General features: G+C 67.2%; 14 protein-coding genes. 4 read left to right on the top strand and 10 right to left on the bottom strand.

What is annotated here, in order from left to right; all coding sequences use genetic code 11:
- From C7402_RS27060 to C7402_RS27040, 6 genes are all read right to left on the bottom strand, one after another.
- A partial coding sequence (locus C7402_RS27060) for an ABC transporter ATP-binding protein (RefSeq protein WP_116612814.1) occupies positions 1-494 on the bottom strand: 494 nt, incomplete at its 3' end.
- Between the two features lie 14 nt (positions 495-508).
- On the bottom strand, positions 509-2,257 hold the full coding sequence (locus C7402_RS27055; protein ID WP_116612813.1) for an ABC transporter permease: 1,749 nt from the start codon (positions 2,255-2,257) through the stop codon (positions 509-511).
- Positions 2,258-2,462: 205 nt separating this feature from the next.
- Positions 2,463-2,630, bottom strand: coding sequence for a hypothetical protein (locus tag C7402_RS47085; protein WP_165842004.1), 168 nt, complete (start codon positions 2,628-2,630; stop codon positions 2,463-2,465).
- Positions 2,631-3,530: 900 nt separating this feature from the next.
- Positions 3,531-3,929 carry a hypothetical protein gene (locus C7402_RS27050; RefSeq protein ID WP_224043245.1) on the bottom strand — a complete coding sequence of 133 codons (399 nt, stop codon included), beginning with the start codon at positions 3,927-3,929 and terminating at the stop codon, positions 3,531-3,533.
- Between the two features lie 192 nt (positions 3,930-4,121).
- On the bottom strand, positions 4,122-4,583 hold the full coding sequence (locus C7402_RS27045) for a zinc-finger-containing protein (RefSeq protein WP_112170757.1): 462 nt from the start codon (positions 4,581-4,583) through the stop codon (positions 4,122-4,124).
- Between the two features lie 183 nt (positions 4,584-4,766).
- Positions 4,767-6,041 (bottom strand): MFS transporter, encoded by a 1,275-nt coding sequence (locus C7402_RS27040; RefSeq protein ID WP_116612830.1) that lies wholly within the window; start codon positions 6,039-6,041, stop codon positions 4,767-4,769.
- A 171-nt stretch (positions 6,042-6,212) separates the two neighbouring features.
- Between C7402_RS27040 and C7402_RS27035 the strand changes: the two genes are divergently transcribed.
- On the top strand, positions 6,213-6,791 hold the full coding sequence (locus C7402_RS27035) for a hypothetical protein (RefSeq protein ID WP_116612812.1): 579 nt from the start codon (positions 6,213-6,215) through the stop codon (positions 6,789-6,791).
- 192 nt (positions 6,792-6,983) lie between these two features.
- Positions 6,984-8,303 (top strand): DUF2325 domain-containing protein, encoded by a 1,320-nt coding sequence (locus C7402_RS27030; protein WP_112170759.1) that lies wholly within the window; start codon positions 6,984-6,986, stop codon positions 8,301-8,303.
- A gap of 19 nt (positions 8,304-8,322) precedes the next feature.
- Here C7402_RS27030 and C7402_RS27025 read toward each other — a convergent pair whose 3' ends face one another.
- From C7402_RS27025 to C7402_RS27015, 3 genes are all read right to left on the bottom strand, one after another.
- Positions 8,323-8,760 (bottom strand): winged helix-turn-helix domain-containing protein, encoded by a 438-nt coding sequence (locus C7402_RS27025; RefSeq protein WP_372460471.1) that lies wholly within the window; start codon positions 8,758-8,760, stop codon positions 8,323-8,325.
- Positions 8,761-8,842: 82 nt separating this feature from the next.
- Positions 8,843-9,436 carry a nitrogen fixation protein NifQ gene (locus tag C7402_RS27020; protein ID WP_116612811.1) on the bottom strand — a complete coding sequence of 198 codons (594 nt, stop codon included), beginning with the start codon at positions 9,434-9,436 and terminating at the stop codon, positions 8,843-8,845.
- A 25-nt stretch (positions 9,437-9,461) separates the two neighbouring features.
- Positions 9,462-9,890, bottom strand: a complete 429-nt coding sequence (locus C7402_RS27015) for a TOBE domain-containing protein (protein ID WP_112170761.1) — start codon at positions 9,888-9,890, stop codon at positions 9,462-9,464.
- Positions 9,891-10,050: 160 nt separating this feature from the next.
- Between C7402_RS27015 and C7402_RS27010 the strand changes: the two genes are divergently transcribed.
- Positions 10,051-10,944, top strand: coding sequence for an extracellular solute-binding protein (locus C7402_RS27010; RefSeq protein WP_116612810.1), 894 nt, complete (start codon positions 10,051-10,053; stop codon positions 10,942-10,944).
- Positions 10,941-12,821, top strand: coding sequence for an ABC transporter ATP-binding protein/permease (locus C7402_RS27005; protein WP_112170763.1), 1,881 nt, complete (start codon positions 10,941-10,943; stop codon positions 12,819-12,821). Before C7402_RS27010 ends, C7402_RS27005 begins: the two co-directional genes overlap by 4 nt.
- A 408-nt stretch (positions 12,822-13,229) precedes the next feature.
- On the opposite strand, the gene C7402_RS27000 is transcribed toward C7402_RS27005, so the two are convergent.
- A complete protein-coding gene (locus tag C7402_RS27000; RefSeq protein ID WP_116612809.1) occupies positions 13,230-14,252 on the bottom strand; it encodes a hypothetical protein in 1,023 nt (340 codons plus the stop codon).
- Positions 14,253-14,382: the final 130 nt, after the last annotated feature.

Raw genomic sequence — 14,382 nt, 5'->3', positions numbered from 1 at the left:
GCGAAACCCACGCGCTGGCGCATGCCGCCGGAAAGCTCGCGCGGGTAGGCGTTTTCGAAGCCGTCCAGACCGATCAGGTCGATCGCCGCCAGCGCGCGTTCACGGCGCTGGCGCGCGCCCACGCCCTGCGCTTCGAGGCCCGCTTCCACGTTTTGCAGCACCGTGAGCCACGGAAACAGCGCGAAGGTCTGGAACACCATCGAGACGCCTTCGGCCGGCCCTTCGAGCGGCTTGCCGAGCCAGTTCACCTCGCCTTCGGTCGGCTCGATGAGGCCCGAGATGATGCGCAGCAGCGTGGACTTGCCCGAGCCGGAACGGCCGAGCAAGCCGACGATCTCGCCTTCGCGCAGCGAAAGGTTCACGTCGTCGAGCACGAGGCGCTCGTCCTCTTTCTTCGCGAAACCGCGCGAAACGTGCTTGACGGCAAGCACTTCCTGACCGGGAACGGGGCGCATAGGCAGCAAGTCGGATGAGACGATTTTCGGATTCAGCATGATGTCACTCCATCTCAATCGAGGCGCAGCCGGGACTCGGCGTAGGTGTACAGCGGACGCCAGAGCACGCGGTTGAACAGCGTAACGAACAGGGACATCATCGCGATGCCCAGGATGATCTTGGGGAAGTCGCCGGCGGCCGTCGTCTCTGCAATGTACGAGCCGAGTCCGTGCGCGACGACCTTGGTGTCGCCCCACTGCACGAACTCGGAAACGATGCTCGCGTTCCACGCACCGCCCGAGGCCGTAATGGCGCCGGTGATGTAGTACGGGAAAATGCCCGGCAGCATGGCCTTTTTCCACCATTGCCAGCCGCGAATGCGGAAATTCGTGGCCGCTTCCTTGTAGTCGTTCGGATACGCGCTCGCGCCCGCGATCACGTTGAAGAGGATGTACCACTGCGTGCCGAGCACGATGAGCGGCGAGAGCCAGATATCCGGGTTCAGGTGAAAACGCACGATCACGATCACGAACACCGGGAACAGCAGGTTGGCCGGGAAGGCGGCCAGGAACTGCGCGAGCGGTTGAACCTTCTCGGCAAGCGAGGGGCGCAGGCCGATCAACACGCCGAGCGGCACCCAGATCACGGAAGCGATGGCGATCAGCAGCATCACGCGAAAGAGCGTGATGAGGCCGAGCATGAACACGTGCCCGACTTCGTCGAGCGTCACGCCCGTGCGCACGTAGGCCACCACGCGCCACACCACGAACACGGTCAGCGCGATCACGAACACGGCCCACACGATGTCGCCCACGCGCGAACGCTTGCTGATCGTGGTGACGACGGGCAGCGACTTCGGCAGTTGCACGCGCAACGGAATGCGCGCGAGCGTGGCGAGCAGGAAGCCCATCGGCACGAGCAGGCGGTGAATGAGACGCGTGCGGCGGATCAGGTCGAGCAGCCACGACTCGGGCGCGTCGCCCGAGCTCGTGTTCTCCATGCGGAACTTGTCGGCCCACGCCACCAGCGGGCGGAACAGGAACTGGTCGTAGGCGAGAATCACCACCACCATCGCGAGAATCACCCAGCCCACGGCGTGCAGGTTCTTTTCCGAGATCGCCTGGGCCAGATACGCGCCGACGCCCGGCAGCGTGATCGTGTTGTTGCCCACCGTGATCGCTTCGGAAGCCACCACGAAGAACCAGCCGCCCGACATCGACATCATCATGTTCCAGATGAGGCCCGGCATCGAGAACGGCACTTCGAGCTTCCAGAAACGCTGCCAGCCCGTGAGGTGGAACCCGCGCGAGACTTCATCGAGGTCGCGCGGCACCGTGCGCAGCGACTGGTAGAAGCTGAACGTCATGTTCCAGGCCTGGCTCGTGAAGATCGCGAAGATCGCCGCAAGCTCAGCCCCGAGCACGCGCGACGGAAACAGCGCGAGAAAGAACGTGACCGTGAACGAGATGTAGCCGAGCACCGGCACCGACTGAAGAATGTCGAGAATCGGCACGAGCACCTGGCCCGCGCGGCGGCTCTTCGCCGCGAGCGTGCCGTACACGAGCGTAAAGATGAGCGAGGCCACCATCGCCGCGAGCATGCGCAGCGTGGTGCGCATGGCGTACTCGGGCAGGTTCGCCGGATCGAGCGAGATGGGCTGCGCCTTGAGCGTGGCGATCGGCGCCATCGTCTCGTGAAAGCCCACGGCCGCCATCGCGATCAGGCCGATCATGAGCGGGAACGCCACGAAATCCCAGCGATTGGGCAGCACGCGCCACGCCGAAGCGTTGGCCGTGCGGTTCAGGTTGAAGCCGAACTCCATTAGCGGCCTCCGTTGGCGAGAACAGGCGTGGACGCGACAGGGCCGGCGCAGGCGCGCGCTGCGCGGCGGATCGTTCGCAATGTGTAATTGAACTGGTTCATGTTGAAACACCGGCGTTGGGTTATTGCGCGAAACCCTCGCGCGGCGCGTACGGCCGGCCGGACCGGCTGGTCGTACGCGCGGGGATCGTCACTTCATGGCTGATTCAGACCCGAAACACGCGCGCTCGCAGGTCTCGCCAGCGCGCGGCGAGTTGCGATTCCCGGCAGGGGGGCGGAGTGGGCGTGGGCTCGCGCTCGCGTGCGCCAAGCACATCGGGATGGAGGTGTTGCTGCGATTGCGGCAGGTGCGGCAAAAGAAGCCCGAAGTTCATGCTGGATCTCCTGGCGTCATGCGGGACGCGTTAGGAAGGAAAGCCAGCAGACCCGGTAACGCGCAGTCAGCGCGCGACGATTCGCGTCTGCCCGCTTTCCTCAGTGCAATTCAAAAGGAAGCGGCATAACGGATAACTGTCACTGTCAGACATCGGAACTCCTTATCGTCACGGCGGCTGACCCGGCGGCCCCGGCCGAGCTTGCGGCTCGAACGCGTTGCGGCCCCAAGGCGGCGCATGTGTCGATCCGCCCGTCGCGCCGTTACGGCGAAACGAACGAACCGTGCCGCAAGCGCACGTCGAATAAACGACGGCGTACGGCGCGATGTCGGCCAACCGCGGCGCTTGAGCTGCTCAAGTCGCTGCGGCGTCGGTCGACGCTTTCAAGAGTGCACGAGGATTTACTGCTGGACGCGCACCATCTGCCTGGCTGGCAAGACGGCGGCTGAAAGAAAGGGAGCGCGGACGTCCTGCCGGTCAGGCAGCGAAACTGTTCGAAGATCGACTACTGCTACTGTCCAAGGCGTCAGCCCCTTTTGTTAAGACGGGCGAATTTTAGGCGCGCCACCTATCCGAAGTCAACACGATTCGCGCCCGGCGTCAAATCTCGTGCCAATGCCGCCACAACGCCGACCGGCGGCGTCGAGGCAGACTTGTGCAAGCGCTGCGGAAATACGGGGGCGCATCATCAATCAAGGCCACCCGGAACCGCGTATCGCCGCCCGCTTTTCGCCATTCGCGTCGATCCGGCTCGCCTCGTAAAGAGGGGTCGTACACTTTAATCGTACTGCGTTCTGCCCGCCGCTCCGCGCGTTTAAGCCTGTCTTGCCGAAACCCTTTGGAGCGCAATCCGCATACCCGGCGCGGTCCTCGGCCCCGGTTTTGCACCCCACGCACGCATTACGCGCTCTTGCGTATCGCCCGCGCGTTCACGTCCGCCGCGCCCATGCGCTCCAGGCGTTCGCTCGCCTCGGTGAGCGCCCACAGCGGCGCGCTGTGCAACTGGCGGTCGTACACGGTCACGAGTTGCGCGAGCGCCTCGAAGCCCGCGTCGTCGAGTTGCCAGCCGCCGCCCGTATTGCCGCGCTCGAAGCAGGCGATCAGCGCGGCATCCGCCGCGCGTACCGATTCGGGCTCGAACGCGCCGTAGCCGGCTTCCGCAATCGATTGCGCGAGCACGTGAGCATGAAGCAAGGCGCGTGCGTCGTCGCCGCTGCCGCCACGGCGCAGGGCGGCGAGCGCGAGATGCACTTGCAGCGCGAGGTCGTTGGCGACGGCGTGCGGTATCGGCAGCAACATCGATTTGCTGCGACGGGCGCGGCCGGCTTGTGAGTGCTGCGCAAAGGAGATCGTCCTGGCCATGGAATCGGGCACGTTAGATTCTGTTCCGTGCAATAACGGCACGCCGCGCCGAAGGTTAAGCGCGCAACGTCGAATCGAGTGTAACGATCGGTGACAGCCATGCGGGGCGCATTGCCCGCGCGGCTCCCGTCAATCGCCCTGGCGCGCTTCGCCCTCGCCGCGCCGCGCGGCCATGAACGCCTCGATATGGCGGATGGCCGCTTCGCACTGTTCGAGCGTCAGGAGATGAATGGACGGATTGGGCAAGTCGTAGCCCAGTTCGCCCGCGAGCCACCGGATCGCTTTGCCGCGCGCTTCGAACGCGTTCACCTTGTCGCGGCGCATTTTCGCGGCGACGAGCGGTTCGAGCGCGTCGTGCAAGCGGCTCTTGGCGTCGCGCAGGGCGGCGTTGGCGAGGCGGCCGAGCGGCACGTGGCGCGTGCTGCGCGCGGGCACGCCGATCCACGCCTCGCAAGGCGTGCAGACCCAGAGCGGGCCGTGATCGTCGCGATAGGGGTAGGCCTCATCGGTGAAGCGCGCGAGCACCGCTTTCGCACCGCAGTAGTCGCACAGCGGCTGCGGCAGCGCCTTGACTGGACGGCCTACGCGCATGCGGCGCTCCGTGGGGCATTGGTCGAGGGTGGCATGACGTGAAGGGTGAATGAGGGATGCTGCAATTGTTGCGATTACTGCGAATGATTGCGCCGGATCGCTTTGCACAACACTTCGCAAAAGGATAACGGCAAACACCGGCCCGCGGCATGGCCGGGACCGGGTGCCGCAGGCGCTGCGCGACTAGCTCGCGCTGGCGGTGGCGCGCGTCTCTTCGCGCTCCAGCGAGCGCGTGTCGCGCAGCGCCGGAAAGAGCCGCATCCACAGTAGCGCGACGCAAATGGTCGCCACGCCGCCCACCAGCACGGCGCGCTGCGCACCCCACCATCCGGCGGTCAGGCCCGACTCGAATTCGCCGAGCTGGTTCGACGTGCCAATGAAGAGCGAGTTCACGGCGCTTACGCGGCCGAGCGTTTCGTCGGGCGTGCGCAACTGCACGAGCGACGTGCGCACCACCACGCTCACCACGTCCGACGCGCCGAGCACCGCCAGCGCGATGAGCGACACGACGATGTTGTGCGAGAGCCCGAAGGCGATGGTCGCGCAGCCGAACACGATCACGCCGCCGAACATCGCGAGGCCCGGCCGGCGCCGCAGCGGGAAGTGCGCGAGCCAGATCGAGCCCGCCAGCGCGCCGGCGGCCGAGGCCGAGCGCAGGAGCCCGAGCGCGATCGGCCCCGCGTGCAGGATGTCGCGGGCGAACACGGGCAACAACGCCGTCGCGCCGCCGAACAGCACGGCGAAGAGGTCGAGCGACAGCGCGCCGAGAATCACGGGCTGCGAGCGGATGAAGGCGATGCCCGAAAACACCGATTCGAGCGTGACCGGCGTGCGCGCGGGCGGCTTCGCGCGCATCGGGATCGTGCCCGAGAGCGCGGCCGCCAAGGCGAACGCGAGCGTGCAGGCGGCATAGGCAGGCGTCGCGCCGATCCCGTAGAGCAGGCCGCCCAGCGCCGGGCCGACGATGTTCGCGGTCTGGTTCGCCGAAGTCGACCAGGCGGTGGCGTTCGGCAATTGCGGACGCGGCACGACGCCTGGCAACAGCGACGACATGGCGGGCGACTCGAACGCGCGCGCCGCGCCCATGCAGGCCGCGAGCGCGTAAATGAGCGGCGCGCCCAGCCAGCCGCCCAGCGTGCCGGCGGCAAAAGTCAGCGCCGCGGCGCATTCGACAAGCTGACACACCGACGCGATGCGCCGCCGGTCGTACCGATCGGCCACGTGCCCCACCACGAGCGTGAGCAGGAACATCGGCAGGAACTGCGCAAGGCCGACGAGACCGAGCGCGAATGCGCTGTGCGTGAGCGCGTAGATGTGCCAGCCCATGGCGACGGCGAGCATCTGGAACGCGAGCGAAGACAGTACGCGCGCGCCGTAGAAACGCTGGAAGCCGCGATTGCGCGAGAGACTGGGCGGGTCTTCGGACGCGCCGTCCGGGGCCGGAGAAGGTGTGGTCATGAACAGCGGAAATGAGCGGGAAAACGGATGCGCGCGGCGGCGCAAAGCGGCAATTTTAGTGCATGCGGCGCTGCGCCACAGGCAGGCCCGGCGACGCGGCTTGCGCGCGCCCGCCATGCTTCGTTATATCCTATAGAATATAACGAACGAACACGATACGGGAGAGTGGGATTGGCGAGCAGTCGGCGCCTCGTTAGCGCGGCAACATCGAATGTCCTGGCGGACGGCTTCGCGGCCTCGATCACGACGCTGCGCCCCGCGTCCGGTCACGAGCGCGCGGAGCTGATCCGCGACGTGATCGACGCGTTCCGGCGTTTGCGCAACAGCATCGAGCGCTTCGACCGCATGCTGGCGCAGGGCGGCGGCGCGCAATCCGTGCAAGCCGCGCAGGCCGGTGCGTCGCTGCAACCGCTGCTCGCCGCGCTTTCGCGGCGCGGCGGCCTCGCGCGCTTCACGCGCCAGCGCGAGCTCAAGCGCGCGATTCGCGACGCGCGCCGGCTCGACAAGACGCGCGACGCGCTTTTCAGCGACGTGCTCAGTCTGGACACCGAAGCGCTGCGCCGCACCGTGGGCGAACTGGATCGGCTCGACGCGTCGTTTGTCGGGCTGGGCGTCGAGCATGTGCTCGAGCAACACGCGAACGCGCTTGCAGCGACTAATGCAGCCAGCGCGGCCAACGCGGGCCATACATCACGCAACGAGGCAGCCACCGCCATCGCGGCTGCGCTCGTGCGCGAACCCGCGGCCTGAGCCGCACCGCCGCCGATTCGCACGGCGGCGGAACACGCAAATTGTGCCGCCAGTGCTGCCGGGGCAGCCTCCCTGACTTCGTTATATTCCATGGTATATTTCGCTGTCGGTGCGCGGCCGTCAGTGCTCAGGCACAGGCGCCGCCCGCGCCCATGCAGAGCCCCGCGTTCCGCACCGGATCAGAGGTCACCCATGCACGCACCGCCGTTCCGCCTCGCCCGCACGCCGGGCAACGCTGCCTCGCAAGAAACCACGCTGCGCGCCTTCCCGGGCGCCGACTGCTGCGGTCCCTCGCAAGCCGAGCTCACCCGCGCGCGGCAACGCACGCGCCTTGCCGAACTCGACGCCCATCTGCATTGCTCGATCATCGGCACCTGCCTGAGCACGCACGAACTGCGCAAGCTGGTCCCCAGGCACACGGCGCTCGATGCCCGGCAAGCGAGCGATCTCGACATCCACCATGCCGCCGTCGAACTCGCGATCGAGGGCGGCGCGGGTGCCAAGGCGCTGCAAAAGGCACTCGACACGCGCTACGCGGGCGCGCTCCGCCGCTTCGCCGGCGCGCGCGACGCGCAGGCCGTACTCTCGCTCTGGCAGGAGGCGCTCGCGAGCGGCGACATTCCGCCCGCCTACTGGGCGCTGATGACGCATCCGGCCACGACCATGGAAGTGCGCCAGTCGGCATTTGGCGAGTTGCACATGCTTTCGCACCTCGTGGGCGCGGCCAACCGCGCCGACTTGCGCCGCCTCGTGGCGCTGGAGGCCGAGAACGCCGACTTGCAGACCAAGGTCGAGCGCCAGCAGACCCGTCTGCACGAGATGAGCCGCGAGCGCGACGCGCTCGAAGCGCAAACGGCGCGCTTGAGCGCGCACGCCGCCGCGCAACGCGAGGCGCCGCCGCAACACGCGCAGGTGGAAGCGCTACAGGAAGCGCTGGCGGCGCGCGACGCCCGGCTCGCGCTGCACACGAGCCGCCGCGAAGCCGCCGAGCAACGCGCGAACGCCGACGCCGCCACGCTCCACACCCTGCGCGCGCAACTCGACGAAGCTCACGCGCTGATCGACGCCCTGCGCGCCGAAGTCCACGCCATGGAGCACGCGACGCAAGCCCACGACGACGCGCAGGCCCCGCGCGCGCTCCCGCAGGACGCGCTCAAGGGACGCCGCATCGTCTATGTGGGCGGGCGGCCGGGATCGAATCACGCGCTCCGACGCTGGGTGGAATCGGCGGGAGGCGAATTGACCGTGCACGACGGCGGCATGGAAGATCGCAAGGGTTTGCTCGCGGCGGCGCTCGCCAGCGCGGATCTCGCGGTGTTCCCCGTGGACTGCATCGACCATGATTCGATGAGCACGCTCAAGCGCGTGTGCGAACGGCACCAGGTGACCTGGCACCCGTTGCGTACCGCGAGCCTTGCAAGCTTTGTCGAACTGATGATGCGGCTGCACACGAAGGCGCCGCCCACGCTTGCCGCCGTGCCCGTGTCGCGCTTCTGCCTGCGCCACGGTTAATGGCGCACGTTGCGTCGCCCTAAGCCTTCACGAGCTTGACGAGCGCCTCGATCTCGGGCGCGCATACCGTTGCGGCGCGCGTCTCGATGCTGCGATAAAGGCGAATGATCTCTTCGCCGACCGGCGTTAGCATGCTGCCGCCGCCGCTCTGCCCGCCGTGCTCGGACACCATGGCCGGCGATTCCAGCGCGCGGTTGAGCTCGTCCATCAGCAGCCACGCGCGCCGGTACGACATGTTCATGCTGCGCGCCGCCGCCGAGATCGAACCGTGCTCGCGAACCGCTTCCAGCAACGACACCTTGCCGGGTCCGAGCGCGATCGTGCCGTCCTGGATGATGCGCATGCGAAAGCGCACATCCGGCCGGCCCGTTGCGGGCTGAGCGGACTGACCAGACTCTTGCGCCTGCGTGGGCGCCGGCGCGTCAGCGCGCTGGGGATCGTTCGGGGGTGGGGTCATGCGCGCAAGCATACACGATGCATGCCGCGCCTCGCACCCAGGCTTCGGCCCTGGGTTCGGCCTGCCGTGCAAGGCAAAAAAGCTAGTGTCCGGCAGGAAAGCAGAAGCCGAAGTCCTCGCAGCCGGGGCAGCCGGGCGCGGGGCCGGGCGTGCCGCCTGTTGCGAGCGCGAGTTCGCGCGCGAGCAGCTTCTTCCAGCGCAGACCTTCCACATTGCGCGCCACGACTTCGGGAAAAAAACGCTCGAGCATGCGCGTGACGTCGTCGCGTCCGCGCAGGCCGAGATCGCGCCACAAATGATCGGGGCGCAGGCAGGCGTGCGCAATGATCGCCGCGAGGCAACGCGCGTCGTCGGGGTCGGTTTGCGGCGCAGCCAGCGAGTCGAGGAAGTGGAACATCGCCTTGGCGAAGGCGGCGTGCCGCGTATCCGCGATGACGTGCGCGGGCAGCGCGCCTTGCGTCACGTCGCACGCGAAATGGCGCGCAGCGAGCGCATCGAACTGCGCCGGCGATAACCCGAGCAACGCCAGTTCGCCGCGGACCTCGCGCGCAGCAACGAGACGCGCGAAAAGCCAGGCATCGGGCGTGCGCGGCGAAGCGGGCGCGCCCGTGAGCGCGTCGCAACGCGCGGCGGCAAGGCGCTCGACGTCGTGCGCATTCGGCCCGGCGTTGTTCATCGCACGCCCCTATGACCGCGTTGCGTCAGCCGTCTACGCCGACGATCACGCTCGACGCCTTGAACAACGCGGTGGCCGGCTTGCCCGCCGCAATGCCGAGGCGATCGACGCTGTCGTTGGTCACGATCGCCGCGATCTGCGCGCCGCCCGGCGCCGCAAGCACGACTTCCGCATTCACCGCGCCCTTCGTGACCGACGAGACCGTGCCCGCGACGACATTGCGCGTGGACACCTTGCTCGCGTCGCCGTCGACCATCAGGATCACCGACGATGCCTTCACGAGCGCGAATGCCGGCTTGCCCGCCGCGAGACCCAGCGAAGCGGCGCTGCCATGCGTGATGATCGCGACGATCTCGAGGCCGCCGTCGGCGCTCAGCGTGACTTCGTCGTTCACGGCGCCAGCCTTGACCGCGCTGATCTGGCCGGAGAAATGATTACGGGCGCTGGTACGCATGAGAGTCTCCACAAACAGGAAAATAGACAGGACTGCCAGTTTAGCCTCGTCAGTGTGACGCGCCCAGTCGCGCGAGCGTAAATTCGACAACTCGGCGAACACATGAATGCAGCAGTCCATCGTAATATATGGGCCTTTATAACGGTACGGGGTGTCGAACATGTTTATCCGCAAGCTGGTGGCCTCAGTTGTCGTGATGACCGGTGTGATCGGTACGATGGGCGCAAGCGCCAACGCATTCGCCGACGAAACCGATGTCAACGTCCTCTATGCAGGCTCGCTCGTGAACCTCATGGAAAAGAGCGTGGGCCCCGCGTTCGAAAAGGAAACGGGCCTGCATTTCAAGGGCTACGCTGCGGGCTCCAACAAGATCGCCAATGAAGTGAAGGGCAAGCTGCGCCGCGGCGACGTGTTCATCAGCGCGAGCCCGAAGGTCAACGCGGGCCTCATGGGCGAGGCCAACGGCAATCACGTTTCGTGGTACGTGAATTTCGCCGAGTCGCCGCTGCTGATCGGCTACAACCCGAAGAGCCGTTTCGCCAACGACTTCAAAACGAAGAAGTGGGATCAGGTGCTCCAGGAGCCGGGCATCCGCCTTGGCCGCACGGACCCGAAGCTCGACCCGAAAGGCGCCTTCACCGTCGAGCTCATGACGAAGGCCGCGCAGGCGTACAACCAGCCTGACCTCGTCGAGAAAACGCTCGGCGCGCCGGAAAATCCCGAGCAGGTGCTGCCGGAGGAAACGCTCGTCGGCCGCTTGCAGTCGGGTCAGCTCGACGCGGGCTTCTTCTATTCGACCGAAACCTCAGACCTGAAGATTCCGTCGATCCATCCCGCGCCCGAACTGAAGATCAAGGCGAACTACACGCTCACGATCCTCAACGACGCACCCAATAGCGCCGGCGCCGCGCGCTTCGTGAACTTCCTGCTCTCCGCCGAAGGCCGCAAGCTGCTCGCCGAGCACGGCGTGGACGTGACGAAGCCCGCCGTCAACGGTCAGAGCCAGGCGATCCCGCCGTCGGTGCAGGCCGTGGTCGACGCCGCACAGCAATGACACAAACCGCACAGCTCGCCGCGCGGGGCGCCGCCCAGGGCGCCGTCAAGCGCTCGCAGCCGCTCTGGTGGCTCGGCGCGCTGCTTGCGGTCTACCTGTGCGCGCCGTTCCTCGCGAGCATCCCGCAGATCGGCCAGGCGGACTGGTCAGGCGTGGACTGGCACGCCACCTGGTCGGCGGTCGGGGTGTCGGTGGCGAGTGCGAGCGTGGCTTCGCTCGTCATCCTCGTGAGTGGGGTGCCGCTCGGCTACTGGCTCGCGCGCACGCACACACGCGGCGTCGCGCTGCTCGGCTTCGTCGTGCAGTTGCCGCTCGCCTTGCCGCCACTCACGAGCGGCGTGCTGCTGCTCTTTCTCATCGGGCCGTATAGCGGCATCGGCCAGCTCTTTGGCGGCTCGCTCACCGACTCGTTCACGGGCATCGTGCTCGCCGAGACGTTCGTGGCCGCGCCGTTCCTGATCGTCGCGGCACGCTCGGCGTTCAGCGCGGTCGATCCGGTCTACGACGACGTCGCCGCCACGCTCGGCCATCACGCCGCCGCCCGCTTCTTTCGCGTCACGCTACCCATTGCCTGGCCCGCCATTCGCGCGGGCCTCGCGCTCGCGTGGCTGCGCGCGTTCGGTGAATTCGGCGCGACCGTGATGGTCGCGTATCACCCGTATTCGCTGCCCGTCTACACCTATGTCGTGTTCGGCGGCCAGGGGCTGCCTGCGATGATGCCGCTCCTGCTGCCCACGCTCGGCATCGCGGTCATCTGCGCGGTGCTCTCCGTGTATAGCCGCAGCGCGCGCTCGACGCTGGCGGTGAACTTCGAGAACGGCGACGAACTCACCAGCATCACGCCGGCCGCCACGGTGGCGGAGAACGCCGACCTGCGTCTGTCCTTCGCGGTGCGGCGCCATCTCGGCGCGTTTGCGCTCGATGTAGCGTGGCGGCCGCAAACGCGGCGGCTCGCGATCATCGGACCTTCGGGCTCGGGCAAGTCGCTCGCGCTGCGCATCATCGCCGGGCTCGAGCGCAACGACGCAGGCTCGGTCACGCTCGGCGCGATCGACCTCGGCGCGCTGCCGCCCGAGCGACGCCAGATCGGCTACATGCCGCAGGACTATGGCCTGTTTCCGCACATGACGGTGGCGCAGCAACTCGCGTTTCCCGTGGATGCGGACGCCGCCGCCGCGCGCTACTGGCTTGCGCATCTGGGCCTCGACACGCTCACGCAACGCCTGCCGCGCCAGCTTTCGTTCGGCCAGCGCCAGCGCGTCGCGCTCGCGCGCGCGCTCACGCGTCATACGCAACTGCTGCTGTTCGACGAGCCGTTCGCCGCGCTCGACACGCCGCGCCGCCGCCGCCTGCAACAGTCGCTGCGCGCGCTGCAACGCGAGATCGGCGCGGTGACGGTGATCGTCACGCACGATCCCGACGAAGCCGCCCTGCTCGCCGACGAGGTGCTCGTGCTCGAACAGGGGCGCGTGCTTCAGGCGGGCGCCGTGGCCGATGTGTTCCAGCGGCCCGCCACGCTGCGCGTGGCCGAGTTGCTCGGCTTGCACAACGTTGGCGAGGGGGTCGTGATTGCAGGCGGCGAGATCGAAACGCCCAACGGCCTGCGTCTGCCCTGCGCCGATGCTTCGCTGGCACCGGGGTCGCGCGTCATGTGGCGGGTCTCGCCGCGCTCGCTCGTCGCAACCCCGGAAGGTGCGTGGCAAGGGCGCATTGCGGGCACCTCGCTGCGTCACGGCGACCACTACGTTGCCGTGGAGATCGCCGGAGAAACGTTCGATATCGCCGCGGAAGATGCGCCCGCCACGCATAGCGGCGACCTGCGATTCACGATCGACGCGAACGGCGTGCTCGCCTGGCCCGTTTTGCATGGCTCCTGAAAACGCTCACCTTTCGCGTCGGCATGCGTGCGCGAGCGTCTCGTCCGATGAAAAAAGCCCCTTTTCAAGGGGCTTTTTTCGGCTTCCTGACCAGACGGTTAGCGTTTCGAAGCGCCTTTTCGCACCCTCGCTCACCGGTCCCGAAAACACTCACCTTTCGCCGTTTCGCGCCCAGGCACGCAAGGTTTCGACTGCCAACACCTGGTACCCGGCAATATTCGGATCCCTTAACCTGGGACTCCCAGGAAAATGTTGCGCGCCGAAACCAGGCGATCCTGTCCATCGGGATCACGAACCGTTGACGGCCGACAACTGGCAACGGTGATTGCGGCGCGGTTCGTCAACGAACCGATGCGACGCTACGCACGCGGCTCCCGAATCTCCTCACCTATGACCGCGCCGCCGCGTTCAGATCATGAAGCGGCTGTCTTCGACGAGCACGCGCGGCAAGGGCTGGAGGTCGGCGCGCGCGAAGCGCACCAGCGAGAAGGCGCGCAGACCTTGCGGGCTTGCCGGCAGGCGCGCGAGCGGGAACACGATCGAGCCGTTGTTGCCCTCGCTGCCGTTTGCCAGCAGGACATTCATCGGGCTCAGGCAGATCTCGCGCATTTCGACGTTGGTGTGTTGCGCGGGGTTCGCAAGCACGTTGCAGATCACCGTGAGTTGATGTTCGAGCGCTTCGCTCTTGAGCCCGAGCGCGGCGATCTCGCGCTCGTTCTGCGCAATCTGCGCTTCGACCCTGGCCACTTCGCCGGCGTTTTGCACATCGTGCTCGCCGAACATGCGTTGCGTGCCCGCGCCGTGACGCGTGAGCAGTTGCAGGCGCGTTCTGAGCAGCGCGCGCTCCTGTTCGAGCACGTCGCGGCGCGACTCGTCGGCGCCGATCTGCGCGAGGCCTTCCAGCGCGATCTGCTCGACCACGCGCCGCACGATCTGCTCGCGCAGGTCGGCTTCGGTCTCGCCGCACACGCGCACCTGATGGTCGTCAAAGCTCAACGTGGTCTGCATGACGTCGGTGTGCACCTCGTCGCCGTGCTGCTCGGCGCCGAAGGCGCACCGCTCGTTCAACGCCATGCCGAGCACCGCATAAACCTCGCGCGCAAGCGGATGACTCTCGAACCAGGCATGCAGTTCGGGCGAGCGGCTCAGCACGTGGCCGACTTCGTCGGGCGCAGCGAAAAACGCGTGGATGTAGGGGTCGTTCATCCAGGTGGCGGCGCTCGCCTCGCGCGCGGGCGGCATGCGCTCCACCACGTCGCGCACATATGCGACCGAACACGTGAGCGCGGGCACGAGCCGCTCGCGCCACTCGGGCACGAGTGCGAGCGTGGGGCTGAGCACGAGCAGGCGCTCGATCAACGCGCGGATTTGCGGCGTTTCCGGCGGCTGCTTCGCGCGGGCGCGCGGCCAAAGCCTGTCGAGGATGCTCATGGGGAAACTCCGTTGCAGACCGCGCGGGTGCGGCGGCGACACGCAGGCTTGCTTGGTGGCGGGTTTGCCGGCAAGACGCACGGCACGCGACGAAACCTCCTGTTGGAAATGACTATACCGCGAATCATCG

The organism is Paraburkholderia unamae, from assembly GCF_003096875.1.
Taxonomy (GTDB): domain Bacteria; phylum Pseudomonadota; class Gammaproteobacteria; order Burkholderiales; family Burkholderiaceae; genus Paraburkholderia; species Paraburkholderia unamae.
This window is presented reverse-complemented; position numbering and strand designations above follow the sequence as displayed.

What these genes read in the sequence shown, in the direction of transcription:
- C7402_RS27055 (WP_116612813.1), bottom strand. Translation starts at nt 2,257, where the DNA reads ATGGAGTTCGGCTTCAACCTGAACCGCACGGCCAACGCTTCGGCGTGG.
- C7402_RS47085 (WP_165842004.1), bottom strand. Translation starts at nt 2,630, where the DNA reads ATGAACTTCGGGCTTCTTTTGCCGCACCTGCCGCAATCGCAGCAACAC.
- C7402_RS27050 (WP_224043245.1), bottom strand. Translation starts at nt 3,929, where the DNA reads ATGTTGCTGCCGATACCGCACGCCGTCGCCAACGACCTCGCGCTGCAA.
- C7402_RS27045 (WP_112170757.1), bottom strand. Translation starts at nt 4,583, where the DNA reads ATGCGCGTAGGCCGTCCAGTCAAGGCGCTGCCGCAGCCGCTGTGCGAC.
- C7402_RS27040 (WP_116612830.1), bottom strand. Translation starts at nt 6,041, where the DNA reads ATGACCACACCTTCTCCGGCCCCGGACGGCGCGTCCGAAGACCCGCCC.
- C7402_RS27030 (WP_112170759.1), top strand. Translation starts at nt 6,984, where the DNA reads ATGCACGCACCGCCGTTCCGCCTCGCCCGCACGCCGGGCAACGCTGCC.
- C7402_RS27025 (WP_372460471.1), bottom strand. Translation starts at nt 8,760, where the DNA reads ATGACCCCACCCCCGAACGATCCCCAGCGCGCTGACGCGCCGGCGCCC.
- C7402_RS27020 (WP_116612811.1), bottom strand. Translation starts at nt 9,436, where the DNA reads ATGAACAACGCCGGGCCGAATGCGCACGACGTCGAGCGCCTTGCCGCC.
- C7402_RS27015 (WP_112170761.1), bottom strand. Translation starts at nt 9,890, where the DNA reads ATGCGTACCAGCGCCCGTAATCATTTCTCCGGCCAGATCAGCGCGGTC.
- C7402_RS27010 (WP_116612810.1), top strand. Translation starts at nt 10,051, where the DNA reads ATGTTTATCCGCAAGCTGGTGGCCTCAGTTGTCGTGATGACCGGTGTG.
- C7402_RS27005 (WP_112170763.1), top strand. Translation starts at nt 10,941, where the DNA reads ATGACACAAACCGCACAGCTCGCCGCGCGGGGCGCCGCCCAGGGCGCC.
- C7402_RS27000 (WP_116612809.1), bottom strand. Translation starts at nt 14,252, where the DNA reads ATGAGCATCCTCGACAGGCTTTGGCCGCGCGCCCGCGCGAAGCAGCCG.